The sequence below is a fragment of the Sorangium sp. So ce128 genome, assembly GCF_051525245.1.
Classification (GTDB): Bacteria; Myxococcota_A; Polyangia; order Polyangiales; family Polyangiaceae; genus Sorangium; species Sorangium cellulosum_B.
Genome location: NZ_CP150313.1, coordinates 3,357,626 through 3,381,734 on the forward strand (window position 1 = coordinate 3,357,626; position 24,109 = coordinate 3,381,734).

Sequence of the window (24,109 nt, forward strand, 5' to 3'; positions counted from 1 at the left end):
GTCACGAGCAGGAAAACCGCATTACGCGACACTGCCTTATGCCCATGGCGAAAGTGCGTGCTCGGTCTGCTCGGTCTGCTCGGTCTGTTCGGTCACCCGCGACATCGTGGGTGTCGCGTCGACACCGGAGGACAGCGGCGGCGTCCCTCGCGCTGCGCGAGAGGGACCGCGGCTGTTGTCCTCCGAGCAGCCGGGCGAGCGATCGACAGGGGTGAATCTCGGTCGAACACCCACCTTCGGAGAGGCGGGGTCGGTCTTCGCGCGGCTGTGGCGCACGGACGCCGGCGGGGCTCGGCTGAGCCGCGCCGGTCCGCGAGCTGTGGTGTATGCTGTTCCGAGCGGTCGGAGGGCTGGATGATCCATCGACAGACGGGCGAGATCGAGCTCACATCCGGGCTTCGCATCGGGCCCTCGTACTCGGAAGCGCAGTTCTTGTCGTCGCCGCTCGCGCGGATGGCCAACGCCCTGAGCCAGTCGCAGCCGTGGAGCGGATACCGGACGTCGCGCCAGCGCATCGGCTTCCGGACCTTCCGCATCACGCTGCACTTCTGCAGCGGCAAGATCGCGTGGGTCGAGCTGTTCGAGGTGGGCGCCGAGTCGAAGGCGTTCTGGAACGACTGGTCCGAGAAGGAGGAGGCGGAGCGCAAGGCCAGCCACGACGCCTGGCTGGTGTCGATCCTCGGCGCGCCGCCGTACGAGTATCCCTGGGGAAAGATCACCTCCCAGTACGACCCGCGGGGCGGTTACAGCAGCATCGTCGTGCGGTTCGGCTAGCGTGCCGGGCGCTGGGGCTCGATGCCGGCGCTGGGTGCACGGGCCGGCGCCGCCCTCGGCGTGGGATGCGGGGCGCTACAGCGCTCGCCGGTAGCGGATCTCCGGGAGGCTGCCGGCGCCGACCCGCGCCCACCGCCGCGCGCCGTCGCGGCTGAAGCCGGAGAGCTCGTAGAAGCGGCGCGCGCGGGTGTTCCCCTCGAGGACCCAGATCGTCATGGTCCTGTGGCGGCGCCGGGCCAGGTCGGCCTGCGCCGTGTCGAGCAGCGCGGCGCCGAGCCCGCGCCCCCACGCGGCGGGCAGGAGGTAGATCGTGTAGAGCTCGCCGACGTCACCCGGGTCGTCGTCGTCGCGCGTCGGTCCGGCGCTCGCGAAGCCGAGCCCGGCGCCCTCGGCGCAGAGCACCCAGGTCCGCGTCCCGGTCGCGGCGTCGCGGCTCAGGATGTGCCGCCAGCTCACCTCGCGCGCCGGCACGGAGAGGGTGTTGAGATCGGCCGCCGGCACCAGGCCGAGGTAGGCCGCCTGCCAGGAGTCGACCTCGATGCGCGCGATGGCGGCCGCGTCGGCCGGCTGCGCCCGGCGGATGACCGCCCCTGTGATCCGCTCTGACATGGTGTCTCGCACCCCAGGTTGGCCGGCGCCGCGGCGCACCGCCATGACGCCGCCTGCCGCGCTCGCCGGCCGGCGGCGCGATCAAGCGGTGCCCGACGCCGCATTCATCATGATGCTCCATCCCTCGCCCGCGATGGTCCCCTAAGGTCCTTTTGTGCGCGGTGACGCTGCCGAGCGCTGCAACGGAACCGAAGGAGGGAACCATGCTGTGCAAGGAGATCATGAAGCAAGACATCCAGAGCGTCCTGGCCGACGACACCATCCAGACGGCCGCGTGCAAGATGCGCGACGCGAACATCGGCTTCCTTCCTGTCTGCGACAGCGCCGGGAGGGTGCTCGGGGCGCTGACGGACCGCGACCTCGCCATCCGGGTGCTGGCTCACAACCGGCCGCTGAACACGAAGGCGGGCGACGTCATGACGCGCGGGGTGGTCGCGTGCCGGCCCGACGACGACGTGCAGCGAGCGGAGCAGCTGATGGGGCAGCACCACAAGTCGCGCGTCCTGTGCACCGAGGCGGACGGCCGCCTGGTCGGCATCATCAGCCTGTCGGATATCGCGCAGAGCGAGGACGACAGGCACACAGCGCAGACCATCCGCCGGGTGACCGAGCGGGAGGCGGTGCAGCACGAGAGCACGCGATAGCTCGCCGGGCGCTCGCCTGAGCGCCGCGGCGGCGCGCGGCGCGGGCGACGAACCTGCGGCGTTCGCCCGCGCTCCGCGCCATCGCCCGCCGCGGCGGCCGCTCGCGCCGCGGCGCCGCCGGCGCGCCTCGCGGCGCCTTTCCCCCGCTCTGCCTGCCCGCCCCGGGTCAAGACTTCCGGCGGGCGGCCAGAGCAGCGCCATCGTCCAGCCTCGAGCGCGCCCTCACCGTCGCGCCGCGGGCGGGCTATCGCCGACGCAGGGGCACCGCGGATTGACGCAGGCCCAGGCGCCTATCCTCACCACGCGCGCCGGCGCCGGCCGTCAGCCGCGGACCTTGAGAACGGTCTTCAAGCCGGCAGGCAGCACCGACCCGCGATGGTGAACCTTCACGGTGAAGATGGCGCGATCGACCTCGTCCTCCGGCATGTTTTTCAGGGAGAAGTGGGCGATGACCTCCAGGTGAGCGCGGCAGTTCGCGCAGCTGCTCACGCTATAGCGGCTCAAGACAGAGTGATAGCCCAGGCAGTATTCCTTGGTCTTGCCGCCGTCGTCCGGGACGGTCGCGTGCGCCGTCAGCAGGAACGACCCCTGGAACAGGGCGCGATCGATGCCCCTGACCATGAGCTTCCTGGCGCTGAACCCGGGCTCTACCGCCGCCGCGCTGGGCTGGTCATCGATCGATAGATCGTCGAATGAGCCCGGTCCATACGTGTAGCCGAGCTGGTTCTCGATGTCCACGCAGGCCGTGCTGACGTCTCAGGATTGATCATATTTTCCCCACCTCCCTCGCAGCGCTCCAGCCCTGGACGAGGGTGAGGAGCTGCTCGTAGCCACGGCCCAAGGTCTGCCAGCCGGGCTCGCCGTTTCGCCGGAGGTGTCCGCCGAGCCCGGCGATTGCCAGGAAGGCATCGCGGGCCGTGGCGTTCTCGGGCAGGGGCTTGCGCGCGAAGACCCGCAGCACCTCGAGCTGGGTAGGCGTGAGCACGGCGGTCGCGGGCTGCTCCGGAGCGCGCCGAGCCTCGCTGCGCAGCAGCAATAGCTGCCAGGCGATGGGCGCGAAGAGCGCCAGCACGTTGCGCAAGCCGTGCAGGTCCTCGATCTGGCGCTTCTCGTAGGCGCATCCGGTCTTCAGGGCCTTGAAGAACTCCTCCACCATCCAGCGCGCCCGGTACCAGTCGACCAGCTGCGTCAGCTGCTCGACGGACTCGACCGACTCGCTCGTGAGCAGCACCCACTCGACCGGCGCTTCGCCCGGCGGCGGCTCGATCTCCCAGACGCGTACGACCCGCAACGAGAGCGTCGCAGGCAGCTCGCGCGGCTGGGATCTCGGTCGCCGCAGCGTCACGCGCGTGCTTCCAAGGGCGAGCTTGGCCAAGCGTCCTGCGCGCGGAGGATGCAGCCGTTTCTGTTGAGGGCTGCGATTGCCCGCCGGCCGCGGCGAAAGCTCTACCTCGCGTACGGCCACCGCTTGAACATGCGCGAGCGCCTGCTCGAGCTTGGCCTCCTCTCCGAGGGCGTCAGCCTCGACGAGGCGATTGTGCGCGAGCCGAATCACGAACCGATGCCGGGCGCTCAACAGCTGCGCGAACAGGCCGTAGTCGTCGCCTTCGCGGTCCATGACATGCACCACATCGTGCGGAGCAGCGCCCAAGGCCGCGACTCGCTCCACCTGCTCTCCCCAGCGGTCGTGCTCGTTGTCCGTCGTGCCGTCGTCGCGCACGTGCGTGCTCAGATCGAGCACGCCGAGCGGGCGGCGCGTTCCATCGCCGCTGACCGCCAGCGTGAAGTGGGCGAAGAACGTCTGCCCCGAGGAGCGCAGCCGTCCGAGCCCCTGCCGCTGGCCGTCCGAGCGGAAGGAGAGGGTCGTGGTGTCATGGATGGCGAGCACGACCGGCTCGGCCTCCATGCGCGCGAGGGTGGCGCGCACATGCGGCGCCAGAATCGCCGCGGGCGTGACGGCGTCGTTGCCGAAGAAACGGTACGCCGCCTCCAGCTCGCTGTCGGACAGCAGCGAGGGGAAGCTCTTGTCCGGCGCCTGCGCCAGCTTCTGCACCAGCTTGGTCTGGCGCTTCGAAAGCCGCGCATCGCCGAAGTGCGCGTCGCTCATCTCCTCGGCGAGTGCCGCTGCGTGCTCTGCTGCAGGTGAACCCATCCGCAGCTTTGATCACGTCGCCCAGCACACATCAAGCGAGATGTGTAGGATCCTGAGGCTGACGTAGGGCTTGCTCGTGCGCGGGTTCTTGAACGGCTTGAGCGCGGTTCCGTCGAGGGTCAGCTGAGTGCCGGGCGGGACGCCGGGGGTCGGCCCTTGCAGGTCATTCGAGCTGGTGCCCGGGTAGTCTGTCATGTCGTCGGAGACTTCGAGCGTCGTGGTTTGGCCATGCAGCTTCTGCCAGAGCCAGAACATGCGGTCGATGTTGCAGTGGTGAAAAAAGAAGATCGGATCGAAGGAGGACGTGTTGTTCTCTCCCATGTCCCCGTTCGAGCCGCTGACCAGCCCCATGCTGCCAGCAGCTATCTGCGGCGCGTCGAACCCGCCGACGGCCAGGTGGAGGTCGTTGTGGGGCTCCTCCACCGACACCACCATGGGCTGATCGGGGGGGATATCCGCGTTCCAGGCGGCCGCCGAGGTCGTGTTGGAGAAGACCGCGTAGTTCGGCGCGAATAGACACGCCCTGTACGACGCGTAGAGGTTGGCGCCCTCGGGAGGAGGTGGGTCCGTGGGCTCGGGGCCGTTCAGCCAAGCCATGATGTTGTTATTGAGCAGCGTGTCGTTCGTGTTCTGGTCGGGATACTTCTGGTTGTGGGCGTACGTCAGTTCGGAGTCCCCGAAGTTGCCCACCAGCCCCGAGAGCGGGTACCGCACCGTCGTGTAGCCGGCCCGCTTGTAGTACGGGTGCGCCTCGTCGGCGTTTGCGTTCTGGTCCCCCCAGTAGTTGTCGGAGACCGAGATGGGCAGGGTGAACGACCGCAGCGGGTCCCCCAAGGCGAAGAACGAGTTCCATTCATGTGGGTCGAGCCGCTGGATGCCCCTCCAGGCATAGAGCACGTCTTCAAGGGGTCTCGTGTTGCCCTCCGCGTATTCTTGCTGGAGGACATAGAGGGACCGCCGTATCCCTGGGGTCATGTCAGCGCGTTTCCTTTTCGTCTGTCAGAGCGAGCCTGACCTGTACGGTCTCAGGGCGGCGCGGGGCTCTCCGCGCGCTCCGTGCTTCACGGCGGCGAGGGCAGCGACGAGCCCTGCGCTCCCTTCGCCGCACGGTCTTGCGAGGGGGACGGCCCCGTCCTCCGGGAGGCGAGGCGTACGCTCCAGAGCGAGGCGCCGATGAGGAGCAAAGCGCCCGCGCAGAGGAGAGGCGGCGCGTCGAGCACGAACTTGCCCCCGAGCAGGGCCGACGCGCCCGCGAGGCCTGCAAGCATGGGGCGGTAGTCCTGGCTCGCCAGCGCGCGCTGCACGAGCGCGCCGAGCGCGAAGGCGAGCAGCCCTGCGCCGAGCGGCAGCCCCCATGCGTCGCGCAGCCAGGCGCTGGCGCCCAGCGAGCCCAGGATCCCGAGATAGGCCGCCACGCACAACGGGCACTTCGGGAGCAGCACCAGCGCGATGGCGGGTAAGAGCGGGAGGTGCCGGCCGGCGCGCTTGGCCAGCGTGGAGACGCCGGCCGAGCGCGGCGAAGGAGCAGCGCACCCGCAGGTGCACCCCGGGGGCGAGGAGTCCGTGAGGCAGTTCGGTAATCCCAACAATTATCCGGGCCCGCACCCTCCTCTCAAGTACGGGAGAGGAGACGACCCCAGCACCTACACCAACCAGAGCAGGGACACTCCCGTGACTGTGTACTTCAACGAGGAGGTCCTCATCTACGTCCAGGACTCGAACTCCAACATCGGTGTGGCTCGCGCCCCGGTGGGGTTCGTCGCGATGAGCTGGGATCAAAGCCCGATTAACCTCGGTGACCTCACCGGCGGGATGCGGTCATCGGAGACATCAGCTTCCGGGACACTCGCGTCAATTCGTATGGTTGCGACTATGTCGCCGGTTCGAACTCTCCGTGGGCGCCGGAGAATGACAACACCAGTTACCTGGTCACACGCCATGACGCCAGCCTGACTTCGCCGGTGAAGCGCAACCCGTACATCCTTGTTCCGGCGCTCGCCACTCCGGGCACGCTCCAGTACGGCCTCGAGTTCTATTGCGCGATCGGCGGAGAATATATCGGTAACTACTGGTTCGACCCCTCGATCACGATCGCAGCACCGCAGTGACCACGGGCGCCGGCGTCCACGGTTCGCCGCCGCGGAGCAGCCCCGCCAGGGATCGCTGGCGCACGGAACTGGCCTGGTCGACCGACGAGCTCAGCCGATCGCCTCGGCCGTGAGTAGGCGCGTCCTCCGGCCCGAGGCGAGCGTGAGGTGCTGTCCCCAGCTGGTCTGGTGCGGCATGTCCCCCTCGACGAGCTCGCTCGCCCGGATCTCGAAGCCCGCCGCGCGGTAGGCGGGGCGCAGCGTGTCATCGACCCACGCGTCCGAGAGCTCGGGGAGCCCGAGCCGCGCCGCGTAGGGCCGGTCGTCGAAGACGCTCTGGTTGAGCAGCGCGATGAGCTCCCCGCCCGGTCGGACGAGCCGGCGCAGCGCCTCGAGCACCGGCGCCTCGGGCAGCACGAGGGCCGAGAGCAGCGAGGCCCAGGGGAAATTGAGGGTGAGGGTGTGGGCGAGCCCGGTGAGCTCCTCGGGCAGCGCCTGCACGGACGCGACGACGAAGAGCGCGTTCGGCCGGCCGCCCCGGGTGACCTTGCGGCTGGCGCGCCATGACACCTCGCGCATCCGCTCCCCCGCGGGGTCGATGCCGATGCAGTACGTGTCGGCGTGGGCGCCGGCCGAGCGGTACACGAAGCGGCCGTCGCCTGTGCCGACGTCGATGAGGACACGGGCGTGGCCGGCGAGCTTCGCCTCGAGGTCCGCGCGCGTCCACGTGTGGGACGTCTTCCCGAGCTGCACGATCATCGTCGCCTCGAGCGCCGCTCTCCCTGGTTCCTCGCTCAGCCGGGGGTGTCCCCGCCCCCCGGGCGGTGCCCCTCGGCGCTCGCAGCCGCCAGCTCCCGGCAGGCGAGCGCCCGCACGAGGTCGTCGCTCGCCTCGCGGAGCATCCGGACCAGCATCGGCAGCCGCGGCGCCGCCGGTGCGCCGTCCGGGGCCCGCCCGAGCGCCGCGGTCCGCGCCTCCGCGCGGGCGACGAGGTCCCGATCGACGCGGTACGAGGGGAACAGATGCGTGAAATACGCGGACGCGAGCTCGTGCGTCCGCGTCTCGAAGACCTGCTGCACCCGCTCGAAGAACGCCTGCGCGTACGGCTCGAGCAGCGCGCGCTGGAACGACCAGTTGAAGCCCGACATCGCCGCGCTGGTGAGGTGCAGCGAGCCGTACCCGTCCTCGTGGAAGCGCGCCCACGCCGCGGCCTTCACCGCCGGATCCGGGCGCGCCGTCTCGGCGCGCAGCGCGGCGCGCTGGCCGCGGTCCGACGGGTCGCGCTCGCGCTCGGCCGCGAGCCGCTCCTCCGCGCCCTTCATGCCGCGCGCGATCCACTTCACGGCGACCGTCCAGCGCATCTCCTGGTCGATCGCGAGGCCGTCCACCTCGATCTCGCCGTCCACGAGGCGCGCGGCCAGCGCGAGATCCGGCGCGGAGTACGCCGCGTTGAAGAGCGCCCGCGCCCACACGATCTGCGCGTCGCCGCGGGGGGCCGACCGCAGGGCCGCGAGGGCGAGGCCGGTGAACGCGCTCGCCTCGGCCTCGCGCAGGGGATCCGGCACGTAGCGCGCGAGCGCCGTCACCGCGTTCGTGAGCACCGGGTCGACGAGCGAGAGGTCCGGCTCGGCGGGCAGCTTGTCCCTCACCAGCGCGAGGTACGCGGGGGAGGCGAGCTTCTGGTCGCGCACCATGCTCCAGAGCGACGACCAGAGCAGCTGGCGCAGGAGCGGATCGTCCACGCGGCCCATGTGCTCGCGCACGAACGCGAGCGAGGCCGGGTCGAGCGCGATCTTCGCGAACGTGAGGTCGTTGTGGTTGGGGAACACGAGGAGCGGCGCCCGCTGCCCCCGCGCGGCGGCGACCTCGGTCGCCGCGCCGTCGATCTCCGCGGGCACCGAGTCGACGACGAGCGCGCCGTCCTCCTCGCGCGCGAGCGCGACGTCGATGCGGTGCGGCCGGAGGGTCGGGTAGTCGGCGGGCGCCGTCTGCAGGACGCGGAGCCGGCCGATGCGGTCGCCCTCGGGCTCCCACTCGGCCGTCAGCGTGTTGAGGGACGCCTGCTCGAGCCAGAGGCGCGACCACGCGCCGAGGTCGCGGCCGGAGCCCTCCTCCAGCGCGGACAGGAACTCGCGCAGCGTCGCGTTGCCGTACTGGTAGCGCTTGAAGTACCGGCGCATCCCCTCGCGGAAGGCAGGGAGGCCGATCGCCGCGACGAGCTGCTTCATCGCGGCGGCGCCCTTGCCGTACGTGATGCCATCGAAGTTCAGGAACGTGTGCTCCGTGTCGGCGAGCTCCCCGGCGATGGGGTGCGTCGTCACGAGCTGGTCCTGCCGGTAGGCCCAGCTCTTCATGACGTTGAACGCCTTCCACACGGCCGGCTGGAACCGGGTCGCCTGTTCCATCGCGAGGAAGGCCATGTACGTGGCGAAGCTCTCGTTCAGCCAGAGATCGTTCCACCACCGCATGGTCACGAGGTTGCCGAACCACATGTGGGCCATCTCGTGGAGGAGCACCTCCGCGCGCGTGAGGCGCTGGTGGTCCGTCGGCGGGTCCCGGAAGATCATGCGCTCGCTGTGGGTCACGGCGCCGACGTTCTCCATGGCGCCGGCGTTGAACTCCGGGACGAAGACCTGATCGTACTTGGTGAAGGGGTAGGGGTAGTCGAAGAACTCCGGGTAGAAGTCGAAGCCCTGCTTCGTGATCGCGAAGAGCTCCTCGGCGTCGAGGTGCCTCGCGAGCGACCTGCGGCAGTAGAGGCCGAGGGGGATGCCGCGGTGCTCGTCGCGGACGCCGCTGTACGGGCCGGCGATCAGCGCGAAGATGTACGTGCTGAACCGGGTCGTCTCCTCGAACACCCGCGTCGTGCGCCCGAGGCCCGCGCCGAACGTGCGGGTGACGCGGGCGTTGCCGATGACCTCCCAGTCCTCGGGCGCGGTGACGGAGAGCCGGTAGCTCGCCTTGATGTCCGGCTGATCGAAGCAGGGGAACACGCGGTGCGCGCTGAACGGCTCGAGGTCCGAGTAGAGATAGTCCTCGCCGTCCTCCGGGTCGCGGAAGTGATGGAAGCCGTCGCCCGTGTGATCGTAGTCGTTCTCGTAGACGACGCGCACGCGCGTCTCCGGGTCGAGCAGCTTCCCCGGGAGGAGGATGCGGCAGTCGGACCACGCGGGCTCGACCTCGACGCCGTTGATCTCGAGCCGCTCGATGCGCCGGCCGCGGAAGTCGATGAAGGTGTCGCCGCGGCCGCGGACGTCGAAGTAGGCGATCGCCTCGCCGCGGTAGCCGCGGGCGCCGCGCGAGAGGTCGAGGGAGAGCTCGTAGCGCGCGTTGCCGATGCGCGCGGCGCGCTCCTCGGCCTCCTTCTGGGTGAGCACGTCCCGTCCAGGGCCGCCCGTCGTCTCCGTCATGACTGCACACCGTAGGACGAACCGCCGGAGGGTGGCCAGCGATCTGCCGCGGTCGCGGTCGCTGCGCCGTCGGGCGACCGCCGCGCCGCGCGTCCGGCTGCCGCTGCCGCGTGGCCGCAAGGCGCACGAGCAGGCGCCTGCCAGGCGGCCGGGCGAGGGAGCGGACGACCGGGCAAGTGAGCCGTCCTGCACGGGCGACACACCGGGGTCCGGACCCCTCTCGAAAACGCTGGGTCGAGCGATTTTCGGGGCAAATTTGTGCCGGAGAACGCGTTTTCGGCGAAATTCTGTGCCAACAACCCAGCATTCACCCTCCTCGTTGTGCCAGAAGGGGGTGCCGCGCCCCTCCGGACCGCAGAGCAGAGCGCGCGCGGGGTGCCGGATCCCCCCGGGCGTAAAGAAGCGCGAGCGGGGGAGCGCAGCGCGGCTCGGCGTGGCCTGGAAGCGTCCCTTGGCCTGGAGCTCCCCTGAGGGGTCGATGCCGTGCGTGTGCCGTGGTTCCGCCTGCGCGGGCTCGCTATGCTCGGATCATGCAGCGCGCGCCGACGTCCTGGGTGATCGACCCCGACGATCCGCGGGCCCCTCCGCAGGAGCTCTGGGACCGCATGACGCCGGAGGAGCGCCAGCGCGTCCTCGACACGCTCCCGTCGGAGTTCGAGATCTCCGAGGCGTGCCCTCCCGAGGGCGACTTCCACTTCAACCCGAAGGTGGCGGCCAGGGACGCGCTGGGCGGGTACTTCCAGCGCATCGGCCGGCGCGTGTACCTCGCATGCGAGCTGCCGGTGTACTACCCGGCCGAGCGGATGTTCGCTCCCGACGTCATCGCGGTGCTCGACGTCGAGGTGAAGGAGCGCGCCCACTGGTCGGTGAGCGCCGAGGGCAAGGGGATCGACTTCGCGCTGGAGATCCTCTGGCGCGGGAAGAGCAAGAAGGACCTCGAGGACAACGTCACCCGCTACGCGTCGCTGGGCATCTCCGAGTACTTCGTCTTCGACCGCAGGCGAAGGCGGCTGCGCGGCTTCCGGCTCGCCGAGGGCAGCGCGCGGTACCAGCCGATCGTCCCGCAGGAGGGCCGGCTCGCGAGCACGGTGCTCGATCTCGACCTGAGCCTGGAGGGAGACCGGCTGCGCTTCTTCCACGGGCTGGCGCCGCTGCCGGAGACGCACGAGCTGCTCGCCCGGCTCGGCTCGATGGTGGGCGACCTCGAGGCGCGCATCGAGGAGACCGAGACGAGCCTCGACGAAGAGCGGCGCCGCCTCGACGAAGAGCGGCGCCGCCTCGATGCGGAGCGGCTGCGCGCCGACGAGGCCGAGCGGCGGCTGGCCGAGGCCCTGGCGGAGCTGGAGCGCATCAAGCGCGAGCGCGGCTGAGCGCACGCCGGAGGCGTGAGCGACTCCCCTGGTCCCAGCCGAGCTCGGCTCAGGGCGCCGGAGGGCTGCGGCGCCACACGAGCGCGACGGCGATCCCCGCGAGCGCGAAGGCCGCCTGGAGGAGGTGGACGAGCAGCGAGATCGCGACGGCGGAGCTCGCGGTGAGGCCGAGCAGCGAGGCGGCGAGCGTGAACGCCCCGTCGGTGGCGCCGATCTGGCCCGGGATGAGGTCGCCGGCGGCCGTGCCGGCGGCGCCCACGCCGTACGCGGCGAGCGCGCGGAGGGGGCCGCTCTCGGCGCCGACGACGGCGAGCAGCAGGCCGTACTGCACCGCCTGGAGCGCGCGGCCCGCGAGGCAGGCGGCGAACGGCCAGGCCGGGACGGGCGGGCGCTCGAGGACGGCCTCCTGGAAGGCGGTGGCGAGCTGGCCGGCGCGGGCGAACCGCCGGGTGATCCACGCCGAGGCGGCGCGCTGCCGCGCGGCGAAGGCGACGCCGAGGCCGCTCGCGACCAGGACGGCGGCGTGCGCGAGCACGCCGAGGGCGAGCGGAGAGGCGCCGCCGATGTGGAAGAGGGCGATGGCCGCGAGGAGCGACAGCGGGGCCGAGGACAGGAGCGCGAGCGACTGGTTCGCCGTGGCGATCGCGGCCGCGCGCGCGGCGCCGACGTGGGGGGAGAGCAGCGCGGCCTTGACCGCCTCGCCCGCGGGGCGGCCGGCCGGCATCAGCGTGATGACAGGGTAGGTGACGACGTGGATGCGAAGGAGCTCCGCGGCCGGGACGCGCCGCGGCGCGCAGAGCACGCCGGTCGCGAGCGCCTCGCACCCGATGCGCGCCGCCTCCAGCGCGATCAGGAAAGGCACGAACGGCGCGGCGCGGGTCACCGCGGCGAGCATTTCCGCCGCGCCGACGTGGCGGATTAGCGCGGCCAGCGCGGCCAGGCCGAGGCCGCCGAGCGCCGCGTGGAGCAGGGCCTTTCGCCGCGCGCGGCGGGCGGCGGGCGCGTCCGGGGCGGCGGGCGGAGCGGCCGGGACGCGCGCCTCGCCGCCGGGCGCGGGACTGGAATCGCTGCCGGCGCATTCCGCTGCCGCTCGGGCCGGAGGCAAGGGAGCCATGGGAAGGGGATGTGCTGCGAGGAGCGTGCCGGCGCCGTGTGGGTGCGGCGTGCGCACGCGGCGGTGAGCTGCCTCGCGGAGCGCACGCGCCATGGGCATGCAGCGCGCGCACGCGGCGGTGAGGCTTCGAGCTTCTCGGCGAGCAGGAGCTCACGTGGGGACACCTACGGACGAGCAACGGTGAGCGCCCCGGTGCTCGCGGGCGCGGCCGCTCACGCCGGATCGAGCGGGGCGTGGAGCCGCGTGCCGGGTACGACGATGCCCCGCGGTCGCCGGGGGTCAGCGCGCCGTAGCGCTCGCGGAACACCGGCGGCAGCGGCCGCGCCCCGGGCGGAGCGAGCCAGAGGCGGAGCAGGTGCCGCTTGCGATCCGGGTCGGGCCAGTCCTCGAAGGCCGTGCGATCGTGGAGCAGCGTGGGGTTGTGCACGAGCTGGATGTCGCCCGGGCGGAGCTCCATGGTCATGTGGAGCGCGGGGTCGTTGGCGAGGGCATCGAACAGGTCGAGCGCCTCGATCTACCGCGCGCTGAGCGGCGGGACGTCGGGAAAGCGGCGGGCCGACTCGATATACTGCCGCTGGTAGATGCCGGTGCGGTCTCTTCGGAGCTCATTCGGCGGTTCAATTTCCTCCTGCCTCGCCTCCGGCGCGCTCAGGACGCGGTCGTCCTCCCCGAACGGCGCGCGCGAAGCACGGCGTCGACGCTGAACACCGCGAGCCCCGTCCAGATGCAGGCGAAGCTCACGGCCTGGGCCGTGGTGAACGGCTCGTCATAGACCAGCACGGCCAGCAGGAACTGGCCGCTCGGCGCGAGGTACTGGAGGAAGCCGACGGTGGTCAGCGACAGGCGGCGCGCCGCGTTCGTGAACCAGACGAGCGGCAGGGCCGTGATGATGCCCGTCGCGGCGAGGAGGAGGTGGGTCCGCAGATCGGTGCGGCCCGCGGCGCCGGCGCCCTCGACGTGGAGGGCGGCCAGGTAGGCCGCGCCGAGCGGGGCGATGAACGACGTCTCCAGGGTGGAGCCGGGGAGCGAGCCGACGGCGGCGACCTTCCGCAGCAGGCCGTACACCCCGAACGTGCTCGCCAGGCCCAGGGCGATCCAGGGGATCGAGCCGGCGCGCACCGCCAGGTACACGACGCCCGAGGCGGCGAGGCCGAGCGCGAGCCACTGGGCGGGCCGCAGCCGCTCGCGCAGGAAGAGCATGCCGAGGAGCACGCTGAGCAGCGGGTTGATGAAGTAGCCGAGGCTGGCGTCGAGCACGCGCCCCACCGCGACGGCGTAGATGAAGAGGACCCAGTTCGCCGACACGAGCGCGCCGGTCACCGCCATCGCCGCGACGACGCGCCGGTCGCGCAGGGCAGCGCCGAGCGCGCGGCCCTGCCCTGTGGCCAGCGTGAGCGCCACGAACGAGAGCAGGCTCCACACGGTGCGATGGGCCAGGAGCTCGACCGCGCCGACATGACGGAGCTGCTTCCAGAAGACGGGGACGACGCCCCAGGAGCTGTAGGCCGCGATCCCGTAGGCGACGCCCCACGCGGCCTCCTGGCGGCTGTCGCGAGCATCTTCGGGCGTGCGCATCGGGGTCGTGCTTCCTCGGCGGCGTCGATCGACGCCGCCCGCCGCCCGGCGCCGCTGCTGCGAGGCGCCGCTCGCGTTCGATCGGACGGCGAACATGGCGAACCTGCTCGGCCATTTCAAGCCCTGCCTGAGAGCGCCGGGCTCGCAGGCTCGCCGCGAGGCCGCATGGCATCCGCGTTGCTGGGTGCGGGGCGCGGCGCTGGAGTCCGCAGCGAGCACAGCGAGGTAGGTATGCGAAGTGTCTACGCTCTGGCAGGGCTATGTGCAGCGATGGTGGTCGCGTGCACGGAAAATACGACCGGCGAGACGGAGCCAGGAGGCGCACAGCCTGAAGACATGGGGTTCGTGACCGTCCAGTGGTCCATCGAGGACAAGACCGACGCCGCTCAGTGCAAGGCGCGCGGCGCGACCGCGGTCGAGCTGGTCCTCATCAACACGAAGAACAACGAGGTCACGCGGCAGGTGGTCCCTTGCGAGCGGTTCGACGCGAGCGTGCAGCTCGTCGCCGACGACTATGTCGGGACGCTCTCGCTCGTCGACGACAACGGCAGGCCGGTCAGCGACCCGCAGGCGGTGGGGCCGTTCGATGTCTCCGGGGACGAGTCGACGACCCGCAAGGTCAGCTTCCCCGCCGCCGAGAGGCAGCGCGGTACGCACCGGCAGCCCGAAAGGCCACGGCGGTAAGCCACAGGCGGATCGCGCCGGGCGCGCCCGAGCCCCTTCACGCGCCGATCGCGGGCCGATCGCGGCCGCCTGCCCGCGGAGGCGCGCGATCGAGCCGCCCTCACGGCGAGGGCGCTCGGTCCCTCCCCGCACCGCCGGGGAGCCCGCCCCCTTCGATCAGCCGGAGGAGCTTGTCCTTCGTGGTCAGCCCCACGTGACGAGCCACCTCCTTGCCCCCGGCGAACGCGACGACGGTCGGGAACGCGCGGATGCCGAGGCGGCGGGCGATCGCCGGGCACCGATCGCCGTCGACCGCCACCACCTTCAGGCGCCCTGCGCCTTCCTCCGCCAGCTTGTGCAGGATGGGCGCGAGCGCGCGGCACGGCGGGCACCACTGCGCGGTGAGCTCGACGAGGACGGGCACCCCGGCCTCCAGCACCTCGGCGTCGAAGCTCGCCTCGTCGATCTCGCGGACAGGATTCATGGACATGGCGTGAACCTCCATGCCCTGGCAGGTCTCGAGGGCGGCATCCATTACAGCCCTCGCCCGTTGTAATGTGGGCGCGGCTCGACACCTGACCTCCTGGACCATGGGCGCCATCAAGGACGTGGACGATCTCCTCAACCATGTGTCGCACCTTGTGCGCTCCGAGCGTTCGGCGCTCGCGGCGCTGGCGCGCGCGGAGGGGGTGACACCAGAAGATGCGGTCGACTGCGTGCAGGAGGGCCTCTGCACGCTGCTCACGCTCGCGCAGCGGGGCGCCCTCCCGGAGGACGTCGGCGCGTGGGGGGGCGTGCTCGCCGGGACGGTGCGGAACGCCGCGCGCAACCGGCGCCGCCGTCACTTCCGCGCCCGGCCGCACGACGACGTGGACGCGCACCCGGAGGCCGCGGGGGACGTCCCGGCGACCGACGAGGCGATCGCGCGCGCCGAGGAGCACGTCCGCCTGCGCGCGTGCGTCGAGGAGCTCTGCGAGATCCAGAAGGCCGTCGTGACGCTGCGCATGCTCGAGGAGCAACCCGGAGAGGACGTGGCGCGCGCGCTGGGCATCTCGGCCGGCCACGTCGCGGTGCTCCTGCACCGGGCGAAGCTCGCGCTGCGCGCGTGCATGACGTCGCCGCACTGAGCCAGCGCGCCGCGCGTGCTGCCGCGCGCCCTCGCGAGAGCGCGCGCGGCGCGGGCGCGCCGGTGTCTGCTATGTCTTGGGCGAGACGTCATGAGCCCTCCTTCTCCAGCCTTGCGCATCCTCGCGCCCGATGAGCCGCCCGCGTTCGAGGTGGTGAACCCCGAGGGCCGCTCCAGCGCGGTCCTGCTCTGCGACCACGCGTCCAACGCGGTTCCGAGGAGCCTCCCCGAGCTGGGCAGGCAGCACGAGGCGCTCCGCGAGCACACCGGCTGGGACATCGGCGCGGCGCCCCTCTCGCGCCGCCTGTCCGCGCTCCTCGACGCGCCGCTCGTGCTCTCCGGCTACTCGCGGCTCGTCATCGACTGCAACCGGCCGCTGGGCTCGCCGACGTCCATCCCCGAGATCAGCTGCGGCGTGCCCATCCCCGGCAACGCCATCGACGCCGCGGAGGCCCGCGCGCGGGCTGACGCGTGCTTCTGGCCCTACCACCGCGCGATCACCGCGCTCCTCGACGCGCGGCGGGACCGCCGGAAGCGCACGGCGATCCTCAGCGTCCACAGCTTCACGCCCGCGATGCCCGGCCAGGACCGGCCGTGGCACGCGGCCGTCCTCTACGGGCGCGACCGCAGGCTCGCCGCGCCGTTCCTCGAGGCGCTGCGGCGCGAGCCCGGGCTCTGCGTCGGCGACAACGAGCCCTACCGCGTGACCGAGGGCGGCGACTACGGGATCCCCACGCACGGCGAGGCCCGCGGCCTGCCCTGCGTGCTCCTCGAGATCCGCCAGGACGGCCTGCTGAGCGACGAGGGCGTGGAGGCCTGGGCCCAGCGCCTCGCGGCGAGCTACCGGGCCATCGAGGCAAGCGGCGTCGACCTGAACGCCCTCTCCCCGGACGGCGCCGCCGGTCGGTGACGAAGGCGGGGCTCGGGGCCCGACGGCGCGGGTATCGGGCCCCTCGCCGTGGCGGGGAAAGTACGGCCTGCGGTCATTGACAAAAAAAATTGTCAATGATACCCACGGCGGTGTGCTCGACGTCGACGTCATCGAGGATCCGGCCGCGGCAGCGGCAGCGCTCGAGCCTGTCAGGAGCCGGCTGCTCTCGGAGCTCTCGGCGCCCGCGTCCGCCGCGACGCTGGCCACGCGCCTCGGGATCGCGCGCCAGAAGATCAACTACCACCTGCGCGCCCTCGAGGCGCACGGGCTCGTGCGCATGGCCGGGACGCGCAAATGGGGTGGGCTGACGGAGCGCCTGCTGGTCGCGAGCGCGGCTTCCTACGTCGTGTCGCCCGGCGCGCTCGGGCCTGTCGCCGTGGATCCGGAGCGCGCCTCGGACCGCCTCTCCGCGACCTACCTCATCGCCCTGGGCGCGCGCGTCGTGCGCGAGGTCAGCGAGCTCCTGCGGCGCTCGCGGGAGGCCGACAAGCGCCTCGCGTCGCTGTCGATCGACGCCGAGGTCCGCTTCCGATCTCCGGCGGAGCGCGCCGCCTTCACCGGCGAGCTCACCCGCGCGGTGACGGCGCTCGTCGCGCGCTACCACGACGACGAGGCGCCAGGCGGGCGATCGCACCGCCTGGTGATCGTCGCTCACCCCACACCCACACCGAACGAAGCACCACGAAAGGAGTCATCATGCCCGTGAGAAAAGACGCGTCCGGCCGTCGCAGCGTCGAGGCCGAAGTCGAGGTCCCCGGCAGCCCCGAAGAGGTGTGGCGCGCCATCGCGACCGGTCCCGGGATCTCGTCGTGGTTCGTGCCGAGCGAGCTCGAGGAGCGCGAAGGCGGCACGACCGTCTCTCACTTCGGCCCGGGCACGAGCATGGATTCGGTCGCGACCATCACGGCCTGGGAGCCGCCTCGCCGGTTCACCGCCGAGGCTCCGGAGGACATGGGACCCGGCGGCCCCAAGGTCGCCACGGAGTGGATCGTGGAGGCGCGGTCCGGCGGGACGTGCGTCGTGCGCGTGGTGCACAGCTGGTTCGCGAGCACCGACGACTGGGACAACCAGTTCGAGGGTCACATGCACGGCTGGGCGGCCTTCTTCCGCATCCTTCGGCTCTATCTGGCCCATTTCCGTGGGCAGCCCTGCGCGGCGTTCCAGCTGATGGGCGCCGGATCCGAGCCCAGAGCCGCGACATGGGGCGCGCTCATCGGCCCGCTCGGGCTCGCTTCCGCCGCGGAGGGCCAGCGGGTGAGCTCCGCCGCCGGCGTGCCGCCGTTCGCCGGGGTGGTCGAGCGCGTCGGCCCGAGCGAGCACCCGGAGCTGCTCCTCCGGCTCGAGGAGCCGGCGCCGGGCATCGCCCACCTGTTCGCCCTTCCCATGGCCGGGCAGATCTTCCTGCCGATCCGGCTGTACCTGTACGGCGACCGGGCGCCCGCCGCGGCGGCGCGCGACGAGCCCGCGTGGCAAGCGTGGATGGCCGAGCGCTTTCCTGTGCGCGCGCCCGGCTGACCCTCCGAGGCACCTTGTCTCACGTGTGACGGCCTGACGCAGGCGAGCCTCCGCCGGGGGCGGCGGAGAGCGTCACTCCGGGACGGCGCACATCGCTGCGAACAGCTCGATTCCCATCGGTTTCCGGCAAAGGCTCGGGGCGGCACCGTTCGTGTATCGCCAGGCTCATGGCAGCGCTCGGCCCTCGCGCCGGCGCTCGTTCAACGGAGTCGATGGAGGTACCGATGAACCATGCAGTCAATCCGAGGTGGTGGGATGATCACAAGACGTCCGGCTGGGACCGCGTGAAGGAGGCGCTGCGCCGCGACTGGGAGCAGACCAAGGCGGACTTCACCAGCACCAAGGGGCAGGAGCTCAACCAGGACGTCGGCGATACGGTGAAGCAGGCGCTCGGCAAGCAGCCGATCCCGCCGCGCTACGCCCCGAACACCGACTGGGACCAGGTCGAGCCGGGGCTGCGCTACGGCTGGGGCGCGGCGAGCCATTACAACGATCACACCGACTGGGACGATCGGGTCGAGAGCAAGCTCAAGGAGGAGTGGAACGACCTCAAGAGCGGGCGCACCTGGGACGAGGCGAAGAGCGCCGTGCGGCGCGGGTGGGATTCGGCGCGGCGCAAGGTCTCCTGAGCCGCGTCCTCGACCGGATCACCGCCTCGACGGCGGGAGCAGCTCCCTCAGCGCGTCGTGCAGGCGGCGGTACGTCACGACGTCGCCCCGCGCCACGCCCTCCCGCACGAGATCCCGGGCGACGTCCGGGCCGATGCCGGCGAGCACGCAGGTGCTGCCGAGCAGCCGCACCGCCGTCGCCACGCGCAGGAAGAGCGCGAGCGCGCTCGCCTCCATCCGGTCGAGCCCGGTGACATCGATGACCACGGCGCGCGCCCTCCTGGCCGTCACGGCGGCGAGGAGCCGCTCCATGAGGAGCGCGCACCGCTCCTCGTCGACGAAGCCGATCACGGGGACGCAGAGGATCCGGCTCCAGACCTCGAGGATGGGCATGGATAGCGCCCGGATCGCGGCGCGCTGGTGCTCGATGAGCGTCAGCTTCTCGGTGATCTCCCGCTCGTACGCGAGGTCGCGCGCCCGCGCGAGCTCCTCCTCGGCGCGGGCGCGCGCGAGCGCCTGCGCCGCCGCGGGCAGGAGGCGGCGCACGAGGCTGACGTGGCGCGCGTCGAAGAAGGCGCGGTCCGGATGGACGAGCACGAGCAGCGACCGCAGGGGGCCGGCGTGGAGCGGCGCGTGGAGCGCGGAGCCGTAGCGCGCGAGCACGGGCTCCGGCTGGCGCTGCCACTCGGCGAGCTGGCGGAGGTCGAAGCTGGCGACCGGCCGGCCCTCGAGCGCGCGCGAGAACGCGGGCCCGGCCTCCCATTCGGTCGCCGAGAGGCCCGGATCGGTCGCGACGAGGGCGCGGCCGTCCGCCCCCTCATCGAACGCGATCACGAGCCCGGCGGAGGCCCCGAGCCGCTGCGCGGTCGCCTCGACGACGCGCGCCAGCGTCTCCGTGAAGCTGCCCGGCTCCGTGAAGCGCAGGAGCACCTCCGCCAGCCCTTCGGCCTCCAGCCGGAGCGCTCGCTCCTCCTCATGCGCGCGCCGAAGCTCGGCGATCGTCTCGTGGGCAGCCTCGTCCATCACAGCTCAGTCTCCGAGCAGGACGACGCTGATGGAGAGGTTCGCGTGCCGGTTCTTGCCCCGGGTGAAGCACCCCTGCTCGCCGAAGGTGAACCTGCCGAGGAAGGGCGTCTCCCCGAGCGACGCGGCCACCCCCTGCACGACGCGATCGAGCTCGCCGCGCACGGCGAGCATGCACCCCGCGCAGAAGATCACGAGCGCGCCCCGCGCGCGGAAGGAGGGCGGCGCGGCCCCCAGCGCGGCGTCGACCACGGAGCGGACCCGGCCGATCACGCTCTCGCGCGATCCCTGCATGAGCACGAGCTCGTCGCCCTCGTTGATGTTGGCGCCGAGCGTCATGGAGTTGTCCTCCTGCACGGTGTCCGGGTGGATGAGCAAGAACTGGGGGACCTTGCCGATCCAGCCCGAGGGCCGCCCGAGGGGGTGGAGCGCCGTGTGCTCCAGGATCGTCCCGCCGCCGAGCTGCGCGGAGATCAGGCCTTCGGTCCAGCGGTTGTAGACCTCTGCGGCCGGGAGCCCGTCGATCTCGGGCAGGCGCCTGCCCTCGGCGCGGGTCACGCGACAGCGGTGCTCGGTGGGGGCATAGCCGCTGCTGAACGCATAGGAGATCTCCCCGGACGGGTAGAGGGCGGTCAGCAGCGCCGCGCCCTCGTGGGCCAGCCCGCGCTCCATCTGCGATTGCCTGCCGACGATGGAGTCCGCCGCGGTGGAGCCGCCGAACACGGGCACGTTGGGGCCCACGACGTCCTCGATGCCGAGCAGGACGTCCTCCTCCGCGCCGGTCTGCACGCTGAGCCAGAGCAGGGCCGGGAGCTCGCCGGAGCGCCCGGCGTCCTCGATCGCGCGCGCCGCGGCGCGCGCGCCGGCGGCCCGCGGGGCGCCGTCGATCCGCTCGGCCGCGACGCCATAGGCGCCCTGCGCGTCGGCGACCCCGAGCAGGGCGAGGCCGGGGCCGGGGGCGCCATGAACGCCGGCGGCGGTCATGACCGACTGGCACGAGCTCGATCCGTGGACGCGAACCGACGGCGGCAGCACCGCGGTGGCGCGCGCGAGCTCGTCGACGTCATAGGAGGCCGTGTAGCTCAGGAAGACGTGATCTGGCTCCGCGCCGAGGCCCGCGCGCAGCGCCGACATGGCCTCGGCGAACGCGGCGCTCGCCCCCGCAGCGGTCGACGACGACGTGGCGATCTTCATCCCCGCGGCCCTCCCGTGCCCGCGGTCCGTGCCGCCGGCGCCGGCGCGCTCCACAGGCCGTCTGTCGCGTTCATGACCTTTTCCTTCATCGGCGTTCTTTCCGCTTGCGAGGCGCCCGGTGATCCCCTGCGCCGGCGCTTATACACAAAACCGCACCACGCCGCCCCTGCGCTCAGCCGCCGATAAAGTGCCGCGCGTAGCCGTACACGTAGACCGGGATGATCGCGGCGGCAGCCACGTTGAGCAGGAAGCCTGTCCGGATCATCACCGGGAGCCGCACGTACCCGCTGCCGAACACGATGGCGTTGGGCGGCGTGCCCGCCGGCAGCATGAAGTCGCAGGACGCGGCGATCGTGGCCGCGAACAGCACGCCGAGGTCCTGCGGGAGCACGTTGAGCGCCACGTTCACCGTGGCGGTGTTCGATGCCAGCGCCGACAGGGCGATCGTGCCGGCGCTGGCGAGCCCGAGCTGCGCGAGCAGCGGCGCCTCGGCGACGACCGCGAGCTTCGCGGCCATCCACGCCGAGAGCCCGCCGCCCTCGATGCCGGCCGCCATCGCGAAGCTGCCGCCGAGCAAGGCGAGCGTGCCCCAGGGCATCCTGCGCACGGAGGCGAGCGAGAGGGCGCGCAGGGCGAGCAGGCCGAGCGCCGCCAGGACGGCCACGGTCGCCTCGTAGTGCTTGCCCTGCACCTTGAAGCCGGCCGCGGCGCCCGAGCCGAGCGCGGCGCCCAGGCCCCTGAGCGCGGCCTGGAGGGGGGGCGCGAGCGCGGCGCGCAGCGGATCGCCGAGGATCCAGAGCGCGCTGGCCGCCGCGAAGATGGCGGCGACGGTCTTCTCGCCGCGGCTCATCGGGCCCATGGCCGCGAGTTCGCGGTCGATCGCGTCGCGCGCACGGCCGGGGCCGAGCCCGTCCCGCTTGCCCACGCGCCACAGGGCGAGCCAGAGCAGCGGGACGAAGAGGACAACGAACGGCAGGGCGATCGCCATGTACCGCAGAAAACCGAGATCGTGGCCGAGCTTGTCGGCGAGGAAGCCGCAGAAGATGGAGTTCGTCCCGGTGCCGATCTTCGTGCCGATCCCGCCGACGTTGGAGGCGTAGGCCACCGCCAGCATGATGGCCGTCCCGTAGTGCGTGAGCCTGCGCCCCCCGGCGGCCGACTCCAGCTGCGCGAGCAGGGCGAGCCCGATAGGGACCATCATCACGGCGGTCGCTGTGTTGGAGATCCAGAGCGAGATGGAGCTCGTCGCGACCAGCATGCCGAGCAGGAGGCGCTTCGGGTCCGTGCCGACGGCCCGCATGATGTGGAGCGCCACCCGGCGGTGAAGGCTCCACTGCTCCATGGCGGCCCCGATCGCCATGCCGCCGAGGAAGAGGAAGATGTATGCGTCGACGAACGGCGCGGCGGCGCGGGCCGCGTCGCCCGCGAGCCCGCGGCCGAAGACGCCGAGCAGCGGGAAGAGCACGAGCGGCAAGCAGGCGGTGAGCGCGACGGGGAGCACCTCGAAGAGCCACCACAGCGCCATCCACGCCGCGACCGCGGCCGCGTACGCAGGGCGGTGGCCGTAACCAGGGACGGCGTGGAGCCCGCTCGGGACGAGCGCGATCGCGAGGGCGGCGGCCGGACCGGAGGCGACGCCGAGGCAGCGAAGCAGGCGGAGCCGCGCAGGCGGCGGGCGGCTTCGGTGAGGGGCGCCCGGCGGCGCGGCGGCGTGATCAGGGGGGCCCTGCATGGCGACTCTATCGCACACGCGCTCCTCGCCGGCAGGCCGCGCCCTGCGCGCAGCGCGGCGGGCGCGGCGCGCGCGTGCTAGGCGTCAGCCGCTCCGCGCGGCGCTCGCGCCGCCCGCAGGGCAGGAGAGCCGCCGTGTCCGATCCCCTCGTCGTCAACGATGCGCTGACCGCCCCGGCCGCGCTCCTCAGCTGGAGCGCCGTTCGCGCGTCGGGGCCCGGCGGTCAGAACGTCAACAAGGTCGCCTCCAAGGTGGAGCTGCGCTTCGACTTCGGCGCGTGGCCGGAGCTCGCCGACGACGCCAAGGCGAGGCTGCGCGAGCTGGCGCGCGGCCGGCTCGACGCCGAGGGGCGGCTGTTCATCGTGAGCCAGCTGACTCGCGACCAGCTGCGCAACCTGGACGACGCGCGCGAGAAGCTGCGCGCGCTGATCCTGCGCGCGCTCGAGGTGCCGGTGAAGCGAAGGCCGACGCGGCCGACGCGTGCGTCGAAGGCGCGGCGGCTCGACGAGAAGCGGCGCACGGGCGAGAAGAAGCACGTGCGCCGCGGCGGGGGCGATCACGAGTAACGGGGCGCGGGGGGAGGGCGTCCAGCGCGCGCCCGCGCCGCGGCGGTCCTCGCTCAGCGCTTGCGCCGGGAGCCGGCGACGACCTGGGCGGCGGTCGTCGCGGTCGCCGCGCGCTTGATCCATCGCCGTAGCTTGCCCAGATCCTCGCAGCCGGCGATCGCGCGGGCCACGTCGGCCGGCGTGGCAACCCCGCGCGACTCCAGCACCGTGAGGATGGCCTCCTGCGCCATCCTGATCTCGCCGCGGGCCTCGCCGCGCGCTTCACCGCGGGCCTCGCCGCGCGCTTCACCGCGGGCCTCGCCGCGCGCTTCACCGCGGGCCTCGCCGCGCGCCTCGCCTTCCGCGAGCGCTGCCTCGAGCGCGGGCACGCGCTTGTCGAGCAGCGCGCGCGCCACGGCGTCGTCCGAGGACGCGGCCTCGAGGAGCGCCTGGATCGGCAGCGGGCGCACGAGGCAGGGATCCTCGATGACCGCATCCTTCGGCAGCGGGCGCCAGCCGTCGGTCTCGCGCGACCACTCCATCACCCGGCGCTGCTTCACCAGGATGCAGAACACCCGCCGCACGCCGCGAGCGATCAGCAGGCGCGCCTTGGTGGTCGGAACGGCGAGGGCCTGCTTGTCGCTGACCTCGAACGCCAGCTCCTCCAGCCGCCGCCGGCCCGCGCGGTCGGGCTTCTGCGCGAAGACGCTGGCGTCGGCCGCATAGTCGCTGCCGAGATCGGTCCGGGTCAGCATGTCCACGGCGCCCCGGTAGCCCTCGGCGACGTGGGCGCCGAGGACGTAGGTCAGATCGAAATGCTGCGTCGCGTGCGGCGGATCGGCCGGGGCGGCGTAGACCTCGACGCCGTGGAGGTACTCCACCCGCGTCTCGGGCGGCGCCAGCCGGTCGTCCACGTGCGGCACGTGCGGGCGCGCCCTGCCGGCCGGAGGCGCGTGGACCGTGCGACCGGAGGCGCCGGCACCGGGAGCGAGGAGGACGTGATCGTGCCTGCGCATGAGCTCCATCCTAGCGCGGCC

At 72.3% G+C, this 24,109-nt stretch carries 25 protein-coding genes and 1 pseudogene; 11 read left to right on the top strand and 15 right to left on the bottom strand.

The window, feature by feature from the left end; genetic code table 11:
• Positions 1-354: 354 nt before the first annotated feature.
• Positions 355-774, top strand: coding sequence for a hypothetical protein (locus tag WME82_RS13120; RefSeq protein WP_437745766.1), 420 nt, complete (start codon positions 355-357; stop codon positions 772-774).
• A 75-nt stretch (positions 775-849) separates the two neighbouring features.
• On the opposite strand, the gene WME82_RS13125 is transcribed toward WME82_RS13120, so the two are convergent.
• The gene (locus WME82_RS13125) at positions 850-1,383 is read right to left on the bottom strand and encodes an N-acetyltransferase family protein (RefSeq protein ID WP_437745767.1); all 534 of its coding nucleotides are present in this window, start codon (positions 1,381-1,383) and stop codon (positions 850-852) included.
• Positions 1,384-1,586: 203 nt separating this feature from the next.
• Here WME82_RS13125 and WME82_RS13130 point away from each other — a divergent pair, with 203 nt between their 5' ends.
• Entirely contained in the window at positions 1,587-2,027 is a 441-nt protein-coding gene (locus WME82_RS13130; RefSeq protein WP_437870939.1) for a CBS domain-containing protein, read from the top strand.
• Positions 2,028-2,348: 321 nt separating this feature from the next.
• Here the strand turns inward: WME82_RS13130 and WME82_RS13135 are convergent, their stop codons facing one another.
• From WME82_RS13135 to WME82_RS13150, 4 genes are all read right to left on the bottom strand, one after another.
• Positions 2,349-2,765, bottom strand: a complete 417-nt coding sequence (locus WME82_RS13135; protein WP_438043127.1) for a hypothetical protein — start codon at positions 2,763-2,765, stop codon at positions 2,349-2,351.
• 28 nt (positions 2,766-2,793) lie between these two features.
• A complete protein-coding gene (locus WME82_RS13140; RefSeq protein WP_438043128.1) occupies positions 2,794-4,179 on the bottom strand; it encodes an IS4 family transposase in 1,386 nt (461 codons plus the stop codon).
• A 12-nt stretch (positions 4,180-4,191) separates the two neighbouring features.
• Positions 4,192-5,154 carry a tyrosinase family protein gene (locus tag WME82_RS13145; RefSeq protein WP_438043129.1) on the bottom strand — a complete coding sequence of 321 codons (963 nt, stop codon included), beginning with the start codon at positions 5,152-5,154 and terminating at the stop codon, positions 4,192-4,194.
• 86 nt (positions 5,155-5,240) lie between these two features.
• Positions 5,241-5,765 carry a hypothetical protein gene (locus WME82_RS13150; RefSeq protein ID WP_438043130.1) on the bottom strand — a complete coding sequence of 175 codons (525 nt, stop codon included), beginning with the start codon at positions 5,763-5,765 and terminating at the stop codon, positions 5,241-5,243.
• Positions 5,766-6,140: 375 nt separating this feature from the next.
• On the opposite strand from WME82_RS13150, the gene WME82_RS13155 reads away from it, so the two are divergent.
• Positions 6,141-6,287: a hypothetical protein gene (locus WME82_RS13155; protein WP_438043131.1), complete on the top strand. Its 147-nt coding sequence runs from the start codon at positions 6,141-6,143 to the stop codon at positions 6,285-6,287.
• 90 nt (positions 6,288-6,377) lie between these two features.
• On the opposite strand, the gene WME82_RS13160 is transcribed toward WME82_RS13155, so the two are convergent.
• Together WME82_RS13160 and pepN are read right to left on the bottom strand one after the other, a co-directional pair.
• Positions 6,378-7,025: a class I SAM-dependent methyltransferase gene (locus WME82_RS13160; protein ID WP_438043132.1), complete on the bottom strand. Its 648-nt coding sequence runs from the start codon at positions 7,023-7,025 to the stop codon at positions 6,378-6,380.
• A gap of 35 nt (positions 7,026-7,060) precedes the next feature.
• Complete coding sequence (gene pepN, locus WME82_RS13165) at positions 7,061-9,676, bottom strand: aminopeptidase N (protein WP_438043133.1); 2,616 nt, start codon at positions 9,674-9,676, stop codon at positions 7,061-7,063.
• Positions 9,677-10,206: 530 nt separating this feature from the next.
• On the opposite strand from pepN, the gene WME82_RS13170 reads away from it, so the two are divergent.
• Positions 10,207-11,046: a Uma2 family endonuclease gene (locus tag WME82_RS13170; protein WP_438043134.1), complete on the top strand. Its 840-nt coding sequence runs from the start codon at positions 10,207-10,209 to the stop codon at positions 11,044-11,046.
• A gap of 49 nt (positions 11,047-11,095) precedes the next feature.
• Here WME82_RS13170 and WME82_RS13175 read toward each other — a convergent pair whose 3' ends face one another.
• The 3 genes and pseudogenes from WME82_RS13175 to rarD form a co-directional block, all read right to left on the bottom strand.
• Positions 11,096-12,259, bottom strand: coding sequence for a lysylphosphatidylglycerol synthase domain-containing protein (locus WME82_RS13175; protein ID WP_438043135.1), 1,164 nt, complete (start codon positions 12,257-12,259; stop codon positions 11,096-11,098).
• 301 nt (positions 12,260-12,560) lie between these two features.
• Positions 12,561-12,623: pseudogene (locus WME82_RS13180) on the bottom strand (hypothetical protein); the annotation flags it as partial.
• A 185-nt stretch (positions 12,624-12,808) separates the two neighbouring features.
• Positions 12,809-13,831: an EamA family transporter RarD gene (gene rarD / locus WME82_RS13185; protein ID WP_438043136.1), complete on the bottom strand. Its 1,023-nt coding sequence runs from the start codon at positions 13,829-13,831 to the stop codon at positions 12,809-12,811.
• A 240-nt stretch (positions 13,832-14,071) separates the two neighbouring features.
• On the opposite strand from rarD, the gene WME82_RS13190 reads away from it, so the two are divergent.
• Positions 14,072-14,419: a hypothetical protein gene (locus tag WME82_RS13190; RefSeq protein WP_437745781.1), complete on the top strand. Its 348-nt coding sequence runs from the start codon at positions 14,072-14,074 to the stop codon at positions 14,417-14,419.
• A gap of 100 nt (positions 14,420-14,519) precedes the next feature.
• Here WME82_RS13190 and WME82_RS13195 read toward each other — a convergent pair whose 3' ends face one another.
• Complete coding sequence (locus WME82_RS13195) at positions 14,520-14,888, bottom strand: thioredoxin family protein (protein WP_438043137.1); 369 nt, start codon at positions 14,886-14,888, stop codon at positions 14,520-14,522.
• A 100-nt stretch (positions 14,889-14,988) separates the two neighbouring features.
• On the opposite strand from WME82_RS13195, the gene WME82_RS13200 reads away from it, so the two are divergent.
• The 5 genes from WME82_RS13200 to WME82_RS13220 all read left to right on the top strand — a co-directional run bounded on the left by WME82_RS13200 (position 14,989) and on the right by WME82_RS13220 (position 18,599).
• Entirely contained in the window at positions 14,989-15,525 is a 537-nt protein-coding gene (locus tag WME82_RS13200; RefSeq protein ID WP_438043138.1) for an RNA polymerase sigma factor, read from the top strand.
• 90 nt (positions 15,526-15,615) lie between these two features.
• On the top strand, positions 15,616-16,434 hold the full coding sequence (locus WME82_RS13205; RefSeq protein WP_438043139.1) for an N-formylglutamate amidohydrolase: 819 nt from the start codon (positions 15,616-15,618) through the stop codon (positions 16,432-16,434).
• Positions 16,435-16,546: 112 nt separating this feature from the next.
• Complete coding sequence (locus tag WME82_RS13210) at positions 16,547-17,161, top strand: ArsR/SmtB family transcription factor (RefSeq protein ID WP_438043140.1); 615 nt, start codon at positions 16,547-16,549, stop codon at positions 17,159-17,161.
• Positions 17,152-17,970: an SRPBCC family protein gene (locus WME82_RS13215; RefSeq protein ID WP_438043141.1), complete on the top strand. Its 819-nt coding sequence runs from the start codon at positions 17,152-17,154 to the stop codon at positions 17,968-17,970. The genes WME82_RS13210 and WME82_RS13215 overlap by 10 nt, the downstream gene beginning before the upstream one ends.
• Before the next feature lie 224 nt (positions 17,971-18,194).
• Positions 18,195-18,599: a hypothetical protein gene (locus WME82_RS13220; RefSeq protein ID WP_438043142.1), complete on the top strand. Its 405-nt coding sequence runs from the start codon at positions 18,195-18,197 to the stop codon at positions 18,597-18,599.
• A gap of 18 nt (positions 18,600-18,617) precedes the next feature.
• On the opposite strand, the gene WME82_RS13225 is transcribed toward WME82_RS13220, so the two are convergent.
• The 3 genes from WME82_RS13225 to WME82_RS13235 form a co-directional block, all read right to left on the bottom strand.
• Positions 18,618-19,601, bottom strand: coding sequence for an STAS domain-containing protein (locus WME82_RS13225; protein ID WP_438043143.1), 984 nt, complete (start codon positions 19,599-19,601; stop codon positions 18,618-18,620).
• Positions 19,602-19,607: 6 nt separating this feature from the next.
• Positions 19,608-20,795, bottom strand: coding sequence for an FIST signal transduction protein (locus WME82_RS13230; RefSeq protein ID WP_438043144.1), 1,188 nt, complete (start codon positions 20,793-20,795; stop codon positions 19,608-19,610).
• Between the two features lie 172 nt (positions 20,796-20,967).
• A complete protein-coding gene (locus WME82_RS13235) occupies positions 20,968-22,527 on the bottom strand; it encodes an SLC13 family permease (protein ID WP_438043145.1) in 1,560 nt (519 codons plus the stop codon).
• 134 nt (positions 22,528-22,661) lie between these two features.
• Between WME82_RS13235 and arfB the strand changes: the two genes are divergently transcribed.
• Positions 22,662-23,093: an alternative ribosome rescue aminoacyl-tRNA hydrolase ArfB gene (gene arfB, locus WME82_RS13240; protein ID WP_437745789.1), complete on the top strand. Its 432-nt coding sequence runs from the start codon at positions 22,662-22,664 to the stop codon at positions 23,091-23,093.
• 53 nt (positions 23,094-23,146) lie between these two features.
• On the opposite strand, the gene WME82_RS13245 is transcribed toward arfB, so the two are convergent.
• The gene (locus tag WME82_RS13245) at positions 23,147-24,088 is read right to left on the bottom strand and encodes a Uma2 family endonuclease (protein ID WP_437745790.1); all 942 of its coding nucleotides are present in this window, start codon (positions 24,086-24,088) and stop codon (positions 23,147-23,149) included.
• Positions 24,089-24,109: the final 21 nt, after the last annotated feature.

Excerpts from the sequence above, each read along its gene's own strand:
- WME82_RS13120 (WP_437745766.1), top strand. The coding sequence starts at position 355 with ATGATCCATCGACAGACGGGCGAGATCGAGCTCACATCCGGGCTTCGC.
- WME82_RS13125 (WP_437745767.1), bottom strand. The coding sequence starts at position 1,383 with ATGTCAGAGCGGATCACAGGGGCGGTCATCCGCCGGGCGCAGCCGGCC.
- WME82_RS13130 (WP_437870939.1), top strand. The coding sequence starts at position 1,587 with ATGCTGTGCAAGGAGATCATGAAGCAAGACATCCAGAGCGTCCTGGCC.
- WME82_RS13140 (WP_438043128.1), bottom strand. The coding sequence starts at position 4,179 with ATGGGTTCACCTGCAGCAGAGCACGCAGCGGCACTCGCCGAGGAGATG.
- WME82_RS13145 (WP_438043129.1), bottom strand. The coding sequence starts at position 5,154 with ATGACCCCAGGGATACGGCGGTCCCTCTATGTCCTCCAGCAAGAATAC.
- WME82_RS13160 (WP_438043132.1), bottom strand. The coding sequence starts at position 7,025 with ATGATCGTGCAGCTCGGGAAGACGTCCCACACGTGGACGCGCGCGGAC.
- pepN (WP_438043133.1), bottom strand. The coding sequence starts at position 9,676 with ATGACGGAGACGACGGGCGGCCCTGGACGGGACGTGCTCACCCAGAAG.
- WME82_RS13170 (WP_438043134.1), top strand. The coding sequence starts at position 10,207 with ATGCAGCGCGCGCCGACGTCCTGGGTGATCGACCCCGACGATCCGCGG.
- WME82_RS13175 (WP_438043135.1), bottom strand. The coding sequence starts at position 12,259 with ATGCCCATGGCGCGTGCGCTCCGCGAGGCAGCTCACCGCCGCGTGCGC.
- rarD (WP_438043136.1), bottom strand. The coding sequence starts at position 13,831 with ATGTTCGCCGTCCGATCGAACGCGAGCGGCGCCTCGCAGCAGCGGCGC.
- WME82_RS13190 (WP_437745781.1), top strand. The coding sequence starts at position 14,072 with ATGGGGTTCGTGACCGTCCAGTGGTCCATCGAGGACAAGACCGACGCC.
- WME82_RS13195 (WP_438043137.1), bottom strand. The coding sequence starts at position 14,888 with ATGTCCATGAATCCTGTCCGCGAGATCGACGAGGCGAGCTTCGACGCC.
- WME82_RS13200 (WP_438043138.1), top strand. The coding sequence starts at position 14,989 with ATGGGCGCCATCAAGGACGTGGACGATCTCCTCAACCATGTGTCGCAC.
- WME82_RS13205 (WP_438043139.1), top strand. The coding sequence starts at position 15,616 with ATGAGCCCTCCTTCTCCAGCCTTGCGCATCCTCGCGCCCGATGAGCCG.
- WME82_RS13215 (WP_438043141.1), top strand. The coding sequence starts at position 17,152 with ATGCCCGTGAGAAAAGACGCGTCCGGCCGTCGCAGCGTCGAGGCCGAA.
- WME82_RS13220 (WP_438043142.1), top strand. The coding sequence starts at position 18,195 with ATGAACCATGCAGTCAATCCGAGGTGGTGGGATGATCACAAGACGTCC.
- WME82_RS13225 (WP_438043143.1), bottom strand. The coding sequence starts at position 19,601 with ATGGACGAGGCTGCCCACGAGACGATCGCCGAGCTTCGGCGCGCGCAT.
- WME82_RS13230 (WP_438043144.1), bottom strand. The coding sequence starts at position 20,795 with ATGAAGATCGCCACGTCGTCGTCGACCGCTGCGGGGGCGAGCGCCGCG.
- WME82_RS13235 (WP_438043145.1), bottom strand. The coding sequence starts at position 22,527 with ATGCAGGGCCCCCCTGATCACGCCGCCGCGCCGCCGGGCGCCCCTCAC.
- WME82_RS13245 (WP_437745790.1), bottom strand. The coding sequence starts at position 24,088 with ATGCGCAGGCACGATCACGTCCTCCTCGCTCCCGGTGCCGGCGCCTCC.